Origin of the sequence: Bacteroides fragilis (genome assembly GCF_019583405.1) — a bacterium.
GTDB classification, from domain to species: Bacteria; Bacteroidota; Bacteroidia; order Bacteroidales; family Bacteroidaceae; genus Bacteroides; species Bacteroides fragilis_B.
In genome coordinates this window covers 44,176-57,706 of the sequence record NZ_SZUU01000003.1, presented here as the reverse complement: position 1 = coordinate 57,706, position 13,531 = coordinate 44,176, and the positions used below count along the sequence as shown (strand labels likewise).

6 protein-coding genes are annotated in these 13,531 nt (G+C 46.9%); 5 read left to right on the top strand and 1 reads right to left on the bottom strand.

The window, feature by feature from the left end; translation table 11 throughout:
• Positions 1 to 65 precede the first annotated feature (65 nt).
• Positions 66 to 1,022, bottom strand: a complete 957-nt coding sequence (locus FDF36_RS07590) for an AraC family transcriptional regulator (protein WP_220390938.1) — start codon at positions 1,020 to 1,022, stop codon at positions 66 to 68.
• A 77-nt stretch (positions 1,023 to 1,099) separates the two neighbouring features.
• Here FDF36_RS07590 and FDF36_RS07585 point away from each other — a divergent pair, with 77 nt between their 5' ends.
• The 5 genes from FDF36_RS07585 to FDF36_RS07565 all read left to right on the top strand — a co-directional run bounded on the left by FDF36_RS07585 (position 1,100) and on the right by FDF36_RS07565 (position 13,453).
• The gene (locus FDF36_RS07585; RefSeq protein WP_220390937.1) at positions 1,100 to 2,479 is read left to right on the top strand and encodes a sugar porter family MFS transporter; all 1,380 of its coding nucleotides are present in this window, start codon (positions 1,100 to 1,102) and stop codon (positions 2,477 to 2,479) included.
• A 13-nt stretch (positions 2,480 to 2,492) separates the two neighbouring features.
• Positions 2,493 to 5,795 carry a DUF5107 domain-containing protein gene (locus tag FDF36_RS07580; protein ID WP_220390936.1) on the top strand — a complete coding sequence of 1,101 codons (3,303 nt, stop codon included), beginning with the start codon at positions 2,493 to 2,495 and terminating at the stop codon, positions 5,793 to 5,795.
• Positions 5,792 to 8,563, top strand: a complete 2,772-nt coding sequence (locus FDF36_RS07575; RefSeq protein ID WP_220390935.1) for a sugar-binding domain-containing protein — start codon at positions 5,792 to 5,794, stop codon at positions 8,561 to 8,563. The genes FDF36_RS07580 and FDF36_RS07575 overlap by 4 nt, the downstream gene beginning before the upstream one ends.
• A 123-nt stretch (positions 8,564 to 8,686) precedes the next feature.
• Entirely contained in the window at positions 8,687 to 10,954 is a 2,268-nt protein-coding gene (locus tag FDF36_RS07570; protein WP_220390934.1) for a glycosyl hydrolase family 95 catalytic domain-containing protein, read from the top strand.
• Between the two features lie 1,104 nt (positions 10,955 to 12,058).
• Positions 12,059 to 13,453 (top strand): Gfo/Idh/MocA family protein, encoded by a 1,395-nt coding sequence (locus FDF36_RS07565; protein ID WP_220390933.1) that lies wholly within the window; start codon positions 12,059 to 12,061, stop codon positions 13,451 to 13,453.
• Positions 13,454 to 13,531: the final 78 nt, after the last annotated feature.

Genomic DNA, 13,531 nt, shown 5'->3' with positions numbered 1-13,531 from the left:
TTAATCTGTGATAATCCGTGGTGAATACGAGTTTCGACACACCTTTCTTCTTTGCTGCCTTCCTTTTATCCTTTCTTTACCTTTTTATATTCCCTGGGAGACATTCCCATTATCTGGCTGAACAGCCGTGAGAAATAATAAGCATCTTCAATACCCACTCTATAACAGACCTGATTCACTTTCATATCGGTAAAATCGAGAAACTGACAGGCTTTCTGAATCTTAATCTGATTAAAATAACTCAATGGGGCATATCCTGTACGCTTCAAAAACAGATTAGAGAAATATGAGGATGAATACCCCGTGTAATCAGCCAGCTCGGCTAAAGTCAGCTTCTTGCCCAGATTCTCCTTCATATAATGAATAGCTGCATTTACAGGATCTTCTTCTCCTACCGGACGATGCTCTGAAAAAGCCTCCCGATACTCTCTGAGATAGCGCAATGATCCCAAATAATGATGGAATACAGAACTGGCATATGAAAGATTCTCCAAGCTATACCCCATCTTCAGTACCCGAAAGATCTCCTCAAACAGTTCTGTCCGATAACTAATACGCGAATGCATTCCCGGTTTTATATCCGTGAGCCTACAGGTACGATGCGTACAATAAAGCGGAGCAAGTGTTCCTCCGAAGTGAATCCAGTAAATTGTCCATGGTTCCTTTTCATCAGCGCCATACGCATGAGGAAGTCCTGCAGGAAGTATAAAGTATTGGTTAGGCACTACCGGGTGTTTCTGCCCATCGAGACTGAACCATCCTCTACCCTCCGTACAATAGATAAACACATACTGGTCAATCGGAGTTTCCCGCTCCCGAAAGTGATTATAAGCCTTTGGATAATAGCCTATATCGGTTATATAGAGTATAGAAGTTGCAGGATCAGTCTTCATACGTTGCACAATGGCAGGAGGCAACACCAATGCCTGTTCGCCCAGAAAGCCGTCTTTTTGTTTTGCCATACTAATAAGATTCATCGGTTCACGCCGCAAATATAGAGATAAAAAAGAAATATAGTCCATCTTTTTAATCGGTTTCTCTATTTATTTCTATTCTCAAACCCGCTTACTTTGCAATATCAATTAAACCATTTAATAACATGAAACAGACACGAGGCTATTTACTACTTATCTGCATCGTCTCAGCCATGGGCGGATTACTGTTCGGCTATGATTGGGTTGTTATCGGAGGAGCTAAAATCTTCTATGAACCTTTCTTTGGTATTGAAAACTCTGCGGCTCTACGTGGCTGGGCTATGAGCAGCGCACTGATAGGCTGTCTCGCAGGAGCCTTGCTCTCAGGAATCTGGAGCGACAAATACGGACGCAAAAAGATGCTTGTCATAGCCTCCTTCCTGTTTGCACTTTCGGCTTGGGGTACGGGAGCAGTCGATCATTTTTCCTACTTCATCTTCTATCGCATTGTAGGCGGATTGGGCATCGGCATCGCATCCAACATTTCTCCCGTATATATTGCAGAGGTATCTCCTGCCCATGTACGCGGCAAATTCGTATCGCTCAACCAGCTCACCATCGTATTGGGTATCTTATTGGCACAATTGGCCAACTGGCAAATCGGGGAATACTACACACAAGGTTCCGATATACTCAGCGAAACAAGTGTGCAATGGGCCTGGCGATGGATGTTCTGGGCAGAACTGATCCCGGCAGGAATTTTCTTCCTGTTATCGTTCATCATCCCCGAAAGTCCCCGTTGGCTGGCTACCGTCCATCAACAGGAGAAAGCACAAAAGACACTGACACGCATCGGAGGGGAAACGTATGCCCGCCAAACCCTGGAAGAACTGAACCAACTCACTCAATCTCAAGGCAACCGGCAAAACGACGAATGGAAATCGGTCTTCCGCCCGGAAATGCGCAAAGTACTGATCATTGGAATCGTTCTGGCCATATTCCAGCAATGGTGCGGCATTAATGTTATCTTCAATTATGCCCACGAGATCTTTTCATCAGCCGGATATGCTGTTTCCGATGTACTGATGAACATCGTAGTGACTGGGATCACTAATGTGATATTTACGTTCGTCGCCATCTATACGGTAGACAAATGGGGACGTCGTACACTGATGCTGATCGGTTCGGCAGGATTAGCGCTGATTTACCTTATATTGGGAACCTGCTACTTCCTGGATGTAAACGGTTTACCCATGCTTCTACTGGTGGTACTTGCCATCGCTTGCTATGCTATGTCACTTGCCCCGGTAGTCTGGGTGGTGTTATCCGAAATCTTCCCCGTGAAAATACGAGGTATGGCTATAGCCATCTCTACCTTCTTCCTTTGGGTGGCTTGTTTCATACTGACCTATACCTTCCCGGTATTGAATGAAAGTATAGGTGCCGAAGGAACTTTCTGGCTATACGGTGGTATCTGCCTGGCCGGATTCCTGTTCATACGCCAAAACCTGCCCGAAACAAAAGGGAAAACACTGGAAGAAATAGAAAAAGAATTAATCAAATAATCCATAAAACAAGATGAGAAAAAGTGTTAATGTATGGGAGGAAGACATCCTGCTCCCTACCTATGGCATCGGACGCCCTGAGAAAAACCCGATGTTCCTGGAGAAACGTGTCTACCAGGGCAGCAGCGGAGTCGTATATCCGTATCCGGTCATCGAGAAAATTGAAGATACCTGCGAAGAGAAAAGTTATCATGCCGTATGGCTGGAGAACGAATACATAAAAGTCATGATCCTGCCCGAATTAGGAGGACGTATTCAAATGGCATTCGACAAGGTAAAGCAACGGCATTTTATCTACTACAATCACGTAATAAAGCCGGCACTGGTAGGACTCACCGGTCCCTGGATCTCCGGAGGCATTGAGTTCAACTGGCCTCAACATCACCGTCCCAGCACCTTCTTGCCGGTGGACTACAGCATCGAACGATGTAAAGACGGAAGTGTCGTTGTATGGGTAAGCGAACGGGAACGGATGTTCGGTCAAAAAGGAACAGCCGGATTTACACTCCGCCCGGGACATGCCGTACTTGAGATACAAGGAAAAGTTTCCAACCCGACTCCGCTTCCACAAACTTTCCTTTGGTGGGCCAATCCGGCCGTAGCGGTCAACGACTGCTATCAGTCAGTGTTCCCATCGGATGTCAACGCTGTATTCGATCATGGAAAACGAGACGTGTCTCGTTATCCTATTGCTACCGGAACCTACTATAAAATGGATTATTCCGCCGGCGTGGATATTTCCAGATATAAAAATATTCCCGTACCGACCTCCTACATGGCAATCCGGTCTAACTATAATTTTGTAGGCGGATACGAAAATGATACACAGGCAGGTGTCCTGCATGTGGCCAACCATCACATATCTCCCGGAAAAAAACAATGGACCTGGGGAAACGGGGATTTCGGACAGGCATGGGACCGCAACCTGACTGATGCTGACGGTCCGTACATAGAACTGATGACCGGAGTCTATACGGACAATCAACCGGACTTCAGTTGGTTGCAACCTTATGAAGAGAAGACTTTTACCCAATACTTCATGCCCTATCGGGAATTGGGAGTTGTGAAAAACGCCTCCTCCGAACTCTTAATGAATCTGGAAACCGAAGGAGAAGAATGTCGTTTGAAGCTGTTTGCCACCTCGGCTCAGCAAGGATTACGCATCGTAGTCCGTCAAGCGGGTGTTATACGCTTTGAGGAAATCGGTAGCCTCTCGCCTGAACAAGTATTCGACCGGCTGATCCCCATAAATGATCTTCACGAAGCGGAAGTCATTATCTACGATACCAAGGGACGAGAAAAGCTTAGTTGGAAAGCCGAACCGGAAACAATCAAAGCAGTTCCGGAAGCGGCCAAACCCGCCCTTGCACCGGAAGAGATCAAAACCAACGAAGAACTCTATCTGACCGGACTGCATCTGGAACAATATCGTCATGCCACTTATTGCCCGACCGACTATTATCGGGAAGCACTCCGCCGAGACAATGGAGATGCACGTTGCAACAACGCCATGGGACTATGGCTGATACGCAAAGGAGAGTTTGCGCAGGCTGAACCATATCTTCGGAATGCCATTGCGCGACTCACCGAAAAGAATCCTAACCCCTACGATGGAGAAGCTTTCTATAACCTCGGACTTGCCCTAAAATTCCAGGGAAAAGACGATGAAGCCTACGATTCGTTCTACAAATCGTGTTGGAATGCGGCATGGCAAAATGCAGGCTACTATTCGCTGGCCCAGATTTCCGTGTCCCGTGGCAATTGGGAAGAAGCTCTCGGAGAGATTGACAAATCCCTGCTTCACAATTGGCACAATCTGCGCGGACGCCATCTGAAAGCAATCATACTCCGCCATCTCGAACAAAAGGAGGAAGCTCTTGCCTGGATAGAAGACTCCTTGAAGACAGATGCATTCAACTTCGGCTGCCTGTTCGAAAAATACCTGATCACCCGGGATGAAACAGTATTGATCCAACTTCGGAATCTAATGAAACGTGGAGCACCCGATTACGAAGCCCTGGTACTCGACTATACTTCTGCCGGACGATTTGAAGAAGCACTGGCTGTAGCCGAACTTGCCATTGCTCGACCTGTCGGTGAACAGACACTCTTACATTATTACAAGAGTTGGTGCCTGATCCGTTTAGGAAAAACAGCCGAAGCACAAATAGCCATTGACGCTGCCGAAAAAGAACCGGCCGATTACTGTTTCCCCAATGCCCTGGAAGCGATAGAAGCCCTTCAGTGTGTAGTCGATTTTGCGGGAAAAGCCCCCAAAGCACTTTATTACCTGGGAAATCTGTGGTATGATAAACGCCGGTATCCCACTGCCATCGCAGCTTGGGAGCGCTCTTCGCGCGAAGACGAGACATTCCCCACCGTATGGCGTAATCTGTCACTGGCTTACTTCAACAAAATGAACCGCTCGGACGAAGCTGTCGCCTTACTGGAAAAAGCATTCCGCCTGGATCACACGGATGCCCGTGTACTGATGGAACTGGATCAATTGTACAAACGGCTGAACCGTCCGCACATAGAAAGACTGTGCTTTCTGGAACAGCACATAGATATCGTAATGACCCGCGACGACCTGTATCTGGAATACGTCACTTTACTGAACCAAACCGGGCAATATCGGGAAGCAATCCGACGGATCGACCAAAGAAAATTCCATCCGTGGGAAGGAGGAGAAGGAAAAGTACCCGCACAATATCAGATAGCACGCCTGGAACTGGCAAAGGAGTTGATAAGCCGGAAAAAATATGATGACGCACTCACCTTAATAGATGAATGCTACATATACCCTGCCCATTTGGGTGAAGGGAAACTACCGGGAGCACAAGAAAATGACTTTAATTATTACAAAGCATATATCCTGCAACAACAAGGGAGACCGGAAGAGGCTCACAGCCTGTTCGTCAAAGCCTGTTCGGGAAACAGCCATCCAGCCGCTGCCATGTATTACAACGACCAGAAGCCGGATAAAATATTCTACCAAGGACTGGCATACCGGAAATTAGGAGAGGAAGAAAAGGCACGCAGCCGGTTCAACCAATTAATTACTTATGGAGAAGAACATCTCTTCGACCGATTCAAGATGGATTATTTTGCCGTATCTTTACCCGATCTTTTGATTTGGGAAGACGATATGGATAAAAAGAACCGCATTCACTGCAACTACCTGATGGCACTGGGACATCTGGGACTGGGAAATAGAACAAAAGCCGAACACTTCTTTGATATAGCCGCCTCAATGGATAACAATCATCAAGGAGTACAAATTCACCGGAAATTAATGAATACCATTCTATCATGAAACAATCTTTTCAAAACACCCGGTACCGGGCGATTCTGCTCCTGACCGGATTGATGCTTGCCATGACCGCTATGGCGCAAACCCTAACGAATGATGCTCTTGACTTGTCGGGCATGTGGCGCTTCCAACTGGATCCGATGGGATTCGGTAAAACTCCCGGTTCGGAGCTCTATCTGGACAAGCTCTCTGAAACCATTATGCTCCCTGGATCGACAGACCAGGGAGGTAAAGGAATTAAAAATACGGCACGCTACGTAGACCGTTTAAGCCGTAAATTCGAATACCAGGGAGCCGCCTGGTACCAACGTGAAGTAGTGATTCCGGAAGATTGGGCGGATCGGGAGATTTACCTGAAGCTGGAACGTTGCCATTGGGAAACCACCGTCTACGTGGATGACAAAGAGGCAGGAATGAAAGAGCACCTGAGCACACCGAACACGTTCGTATTGACTCCGCTACTTACTCCGGGAATCCACACACTGACCATTTGCGTAAACAATACACTTAAATATCCGATGGATCAATGGAACCATGGAACAACCGAATATACGCAGACTAACTGGAACGGAATAGCCGGAGACATCTCACTATATGCCAAGGAGAAAGCGCATATCCGCCAGATCAATGTATACCCCGATGTCAGCTCAAAAGTTGTGGAAGTATCTGTACAACCCACTCCTCTAAAGACCGGACAGACAGGAAAACTGGAGCTATGCATCCGCGAGCAAGGAGGTAAAATAATAGCCCGCCAAGCACTGAATGCAGACAGTCTTCAGGTACATACAGGCATACATCAAACTCTCCCGATGGGAAATCAGGTGAAACTCTGGGATGAATTCACACCTTATTTATACGAGATAGAAGTCAGTTGGAACGTAGACGGAAAGACAGATACTCAAACCCGAACTTTCGGCATGCGGAACGTAGAGCAGGGTAAACATCATATCCGCCTGAACGGAAGAGACATTCACTTACGTGGAGTACTGGATTGTGCAGTCTTTCCCCTGACCGGTTATCCGTCGACAAATGTGGATGACTGGAAACGCATCTTCACCACCATTAAAGAATATGGAATGAATCACGTACGCTTTCATTCCTGGTGTCCGCCGGAAGTAGCTTTCGAAGCCGGTGACGAAGTAGGTATGTATCTCCAGGCCGAACTTCCCATGTGGATCAAAGATGTGGGTAAATATCCTGACCGGCGTGATTTCTTTGAAAAAGAGATGTATGCCATTCTCGATGCCTATGGCAATCACCCCTCTTTCATCCTGATGTGTAACGGCAACGAAAACGAAGGTGACTTCGCCGTATTGGAAGCTCTGGTAAAAAAGGCACAGAAGTATGATAACCGACGGCTCTATAGCGCCTCGACCGCACGTACTCATACTCCTTCGGATCAGTACTATGTGTCGCATGTTACCTCGAAAGGATGGATTACCGTATACGAGGGAAAGCCATCGACAGACTGGGACCGTTGCAAAGAATCGGATATCAATGTACCGGTGATTGCTCACGAAACCGGACAACGCTGTATGTATCCCAACTTTGAGGAAATTAAGAAATATACCGGCGTTGTAGAAGCACGCAATTTCGAGGTATTCCGCGAACGGCTTGCCAAAAACGGCATGTTGCACCAAGCCAACGATTTCTTCCGGGCAACCGGAGCACATACGGTGCTGCAATATAAAGAGGTAAACGAATCTCTGCTCCGTACTCGCAACTCCGGTGGTTTTCAGTTGTTGGGACTGGCCGATTTCCCCGGACAGGGCAGTGCCTTTGTAGGCATCCTCGACGCTTTCTGGGAAAGCAAAGGACTGGTAACACCCGAAAAGTTCAGAGAATCGTGTGCTCCGACCGTACTCCTGGCACGTTTACCCAAACGCACTTTCAGAAACGGGGAAAAACTAAAGGCAAAAATGGAGATTTACCATTTCGGCAAAGATGCCCTGAACAGCCGGAAACTGAACTGGACACTGACCGGTGAAGACGGAACCGTATACCACAAAGGAAGCCTGAAGACAAAAAGCATACAACCTGCTACGGTAGATTCACTCGGAATCATCGAACTCCCCTTGAACGGGATGGACAGTGCCCGCAAACTGACCTTGAAGGCAGAGCTGGGCGGTATACGCAATGAATGGGATGTGTGGGTATATCCGGAACAACCGAAAACGGAACAGCACAACTTTGTCTACACCCGTACCTGGAACGACGAAACCAAACAGTGGCTCAACGAAGGCAAGAATGTACTGTTAATTCCAGAAAAGTGTAAAGGACGCAAAGCGCACTTTGCCAGCCATTTCTGGAACCCGATTATGTTCAACTGGAATCCAATGATCGTAGGTACACTGATCGATAACGAGCATCCTGCCTTTCTCGACTTCCCCACCCGGAACTATGCCGACTGGCAATGGTGGGACATCCTGAACTATTCGACAGCCCTGGAACTCGACGAACTGAAAGAAATCACCCCATTGATACAGAGCATCGACTCATACGAGACCAACCAAAAACTGGGTATCTCGTTCGAAGCTAAGGTAGGAAAAGGAAAACTATTCGTGCTCTGTGCCGATCCGGAAAAGAAAATCGATGAAAGACCTGCGATGCAGCAGTTACTAACGTCTGTCCGTAATTATGTGTCATCCGGGCATTTCAACCCGACAAAGAGTTTACCCGTCTACCTGTTGGATGCACTTTTCGCCCCGGCATCCGAAGAGAAATCCGGAGACAAGGGCAGCAAGGCGATCGAATTGCTATTGAATAAATAGTCAGACAAACCTTAAAATACATTAAAAGAATAGCGGTCGCTCTATGGTGACTGCTATTCTCATTGTATTTATAATAACGCAAGTCTAAAAGTAGAACATTATAAACCGATCTTTTTTAATATTATGAAAATCAAACTACTATTGCTACTTTGTTGTGGTCTGTGGAGCAGTTGCAACTCGTATGACTATTGTCCGGTCACTCCTTCTGAAAATGATCTTGTATTCACCGGACTTGCCCGGTCGTGGGACGAAGCAATGCCCTTGGGAAATGCCACCGTCGGTGCCTTGGTATGGCAACGTGACTCCACCCTACGCCTGTCACTGGACAGAACCGATTTATGGGATTTACGTCCGGTAGACAGTCTGTCGGGAGATAACTTCCGCTTCTCCTGGGTAAAAGAACATATTCGCCAAAAGAACTATCTGCCCGTACAGAAAAAGCTGGACTGGCCTTATGACATGAATCCCGCGCCATCCAAGATTCCCGGAGCTGCCATCGAATTTCCATTAGAGCAGATCGGCACTCCGACTCAGGTAAGACTTTACCTGAACAATGCCTTATGTGAAGCAGACTGGGCAGACGGTACACAAATGCAAACTTTCGTTCATGCTACCGAACCGATCGGATGGTTTGTATTCCGTAACCTGAAAACCCCGATAGAACCCTCCATCATCACTCCTGTATACAATAAAACGAAGCCGGATGGCAGCCTCGATCCGGTTTCGGGACAAGATCTGCACCGATTGGGCTATCAACAAGGAAAAGTGGTTCGTGAAGGAAACCACATAACCTACCATCAAAAGGGGTACGGAGACTTCTCGTATGACGTAACAGTCTGTTGGAAACAAGAAGGCGAAACCTTGTACGGTACTTGGAGCGTCACCTCTTTCTTATCCGGCGAGCAAGCTTCCGAAAAGGCAGAAGCCGCCCTACAACGCGGTCTAAAGCATGATTATCAGGCACACCTGGAATATTGGGACAAGTACTGGGCACAATCATCAATCACTCTACCCGATTCTGTACTGCAAAAACAGTATCAGAACGAAATGTATAAATTCGGTTCCACTACCCGCGAACACTCATACCCCATCTCCCTGCAGGCCGTATGGACAGCCGATAACGGCAAACTTCCGCCCTGGAAGGGAGACTATCATCACGATTTAAATACCCAGCTAAGTTACTGGCCGGCCTATACAGGCAATCACCTGACCGAAGGAATGGGCTATCTGAACACGTTGTGGAACCAACGGGATGCATACAAACGCTACACCCGCCGGTATTTCGGTACCGAAGGGATGAATATACCGGGGGTCTGCACCCTGACAGGAGAACCCATGGGGGGATGGATACAATACTCCATGTCGCAAACCGTAGCTGCATGGCTGGCACAACACTTCTATCTGCAATGGAAATATTCGGCAGACCGCACTTTCCTCAAAGAGCGTGCTTATCCATTCATTAAGGATGTGGCAATCTATCTGGAGCAAATTTCAGAAGTCACCCCCGAAGGAGTACGTAAACTGGAATTCAGCTCAAGTCCCGAAATATTCGACAACTCCCTGCAAGCATGGTTCAGCGACATGACCAATTATGACCTGGCAATGATGCACTTCCTCTTTAAGGCTGCTTCCGAACTGGCACACGAACTGAACCTGGCCGACGAAGCCGGACACTGGGCATCCCTGGAAGCCCAACTACCGGATTACGACGTAGACGAAGAAGGTTGCCTCACTTTCGCCAAAGGATATCCCTACAAAGAATCACACCGTCATTTTTCACATGCCATGGCTATCCATCCGCTGGGACTGATAGACTGGAGCGACGGAGAAAAGTCACAACACATCATCCGCGCCACCCTGAAGAGACTCGATGAAGTGGGGCCGGACTACTGGACAGGATATTCATACAGTTGGCTCGCCAATATGAAAGCCCGTGCATTCGACGGTGAAGGTGCCGCACAAGCCCTGAAAACCTTTGCGGAATGCTTCTGCCTGAAGAACACCTTCCATGCCAACGGTGACCAGACCCAAAGCGGCAAATCCCGCTTCACTTACCGCCCCTTCACGCTCGAAGGCAACTTCGCTTTTGCAGCAGGCATACAAGAAATGTTGCTGCAAAGTCACACAGGCGTAATACGCATCTTCCCGGCAATACCGCAAGAATGGAAAGATGTATCCTTCGAAAGCTTACGCGCCGTGGGTGCATTCCTGGTATCCGCCCGGATGGAAGGTGGAGAAATCAATCGGGTACGCATCTATTCGGAGAAAGGCGGCATGTTGAAAATAGCCCGTCCCGGTACACTGAAGCCGAATAAGAACTATACTTTATCCGGTATGGATATCTTGAACATAGATACTCAAGCCGGTGAATGGATCGAGTTGAACCCCTAATGCACTCCGACAAAAAGTCAAGAGTGTATATATAGTGTCATTTTGTATTTTCTACCCGGTATAGCTTCTACTATATCCGGGTAGTTTTCTTTGCAGTGATAAAAAACGCCTTTCCCGGCAATCAGGCTTTTGCAGAATATCACCTTTCCCACCTGTTTAGATACAGATCCCTACCCTTTCCGGCAAAAGCGCCACATTCATCTTCATCGAAAGGGGCAAACAGCTACATTCTGATACTTTCCCGACACCTACCGACACACGGCTAAAAAGTGGAAAAGAGGCAGAATAAGAGCAATGATTTTTATCTTCTGACCTAATGTAACTTTAGTTCTAATGAAATAGAGCGTTGGTTCTAAACGAATGCCGCCTCCCTTTTAAAGAAAGAAAGCTTTCGTTTAAAAGATTTCATGCATAGATATTGGAAAAATTTCACCTTTTACGTATTTTTTTGCAGTTTACATCCGTTTTTTATGCAACCCTCTTCTCTGCCAGAGGCATTTTATCCCAATTGTGAGTCAGCAAAAAACAGGATATACTATCAGAATCACACCGATTGAGCCATTCTTCTTTCAGAAATCAAAAGCTGTTTTAAAGCCGGTCATTTATTAAAATAATATAAATTAAAACTATTACACCGAGGGTAGCCCTCAAATGGTGTGTATTTATAACGTAGATCAAAAAGTAAATAATAAGCTCGAGCAACCTAACAAAGGAAAAGAATCTCATAAAAGGAACAGAAGAATGAAAGACAGAGTTGCAACCCACAACACACTACACGCAGCATTATATACCCCGGACAAACATTGCACTACCGGGTTCAAACAACTTGTAAAAGATGACATTATCAGGCTTTTGCAGAAAGAAAAGCCAACCTGCTGCAGAGATGGCAACTTCCGTTGAAGAACAGAAGCAGCCATCTCTGTAGGTCACAGGAATTATCCTGTTATAATAATAACCGGAATATCTATGAATTAAAGATGTAACAGAGAACGTTTTAATCGTATAAAAGATAAGAGTTGTGAAAAGTATTCTTATCTTTGCGCGATAGAAATGAAACACTATTATTAACAACAATTTTATTAACTAATCAAATCTTATTCAAACATGTTTAAACATCTAAATGCCCTGTTTATCGGACTTGCCCTGTTTGCATGCACCTCCGGTGCCGTAGCACAAACCATCAAGCCTATCGAGACTCCAGTGCCCGTACGTCCCGCCGGACAAAAAGACGTAGTCGGACTGACTGCTCCTAAACTCGACGTGGTACGTGTCGGATTCATTGGCTTGGGTATGCGTGGACCGGGTGCAGTAGAACGCTTCACTCACATCCCCGGAACACAGATCGTAGCCCTTTGCGACCTTATCCCCGAACGCGTAACCGGTGCACAGAAAATCCTGACAAAAGCAAACTTACCGGAAGCAGCTTCTTACTCCGGTAGCGAAGATGCCTGGAAAAAACTCTGCGAACGTAACGATATCGACCTCGTTTACATCGCGACTGACTGGAAACATCACGCACAGATGGCTATCTACGCCATGGAACACGGCAAGCACGTTGCCATCGAAGTTCCTTCGGCAATGACGCTGGATGAAATCTGGGCTTTGATCAACACTTCAGAGAAAACTCGCAAACACTGTATGCAGCTTGAAAACTGTGTATATGACTTCTTCGAACTGACTACACTGAACATGGCTCAGCAAGGCGTATTCGGTGAAGTGCTTCACACAGAAGGTGCTTACATCCACAACCTCGAAGACTTCTGGCCATACTACTGGAACAACTGGCGTATGGATTACAATCAGAATCATCGTGGCGATGTATATGCCACTCACGGTATGGGCCCGGCTTGCCAGCTGCTCGACATTCACCGTGGTGACAAAATGAACTACCTCGTATCTATGGATACAAAGGCTGTCAACGGTCCGGCATACATCAAAAAAACAACCGGCAAAGAAGTAAAAGATTTCCAGAACGGTGACCAGACTTCTACACTGATCCGTACGGAAAAAGGTAAAACGATCCTGATTCAGCACAACGTAATGACTCCGCGTCCTTACAGCCGTATGTATCAGGTAGTAGGTGCCGACGGTTATGCAAGCAAATATCCTATCGAAGAATACTGCATGCGTCCGACTCAGATCGCTTCAAACGACGTACCTAACCACGAAAAGCTGAACGCACACGGCTCTGTACCCGCTGACGTTAAAAAAGCCCTGATGGATAAATACAAACACCCGATCCACAAAGAACTGGAAGAAACAGCTAAAAAAGTAGGTGGACACGGTGGTATGGACTACATCATGGATTACCGTCTGGTTTACTGTCTGCGCAACGGTCTTCCTTTGGATATGGACGTTTATGACCTTGCAGAATGGTGCTGCATGGCCGACCTGACCAAGCTTTCTATCGAAAACAGCTCTGCACCGGTAACTATCCCTGACTTCACTCGTGGAGCATGGAACAAGGTGAAAGGTTACAGACACGCTTTCGCAAAATAATAAAACCTCTTTTTGACACGGGTTTCACGAGTCCTCCGGCAAGTAGTTCGCTACGCAATGCCGGCCGGTTCATGAAAT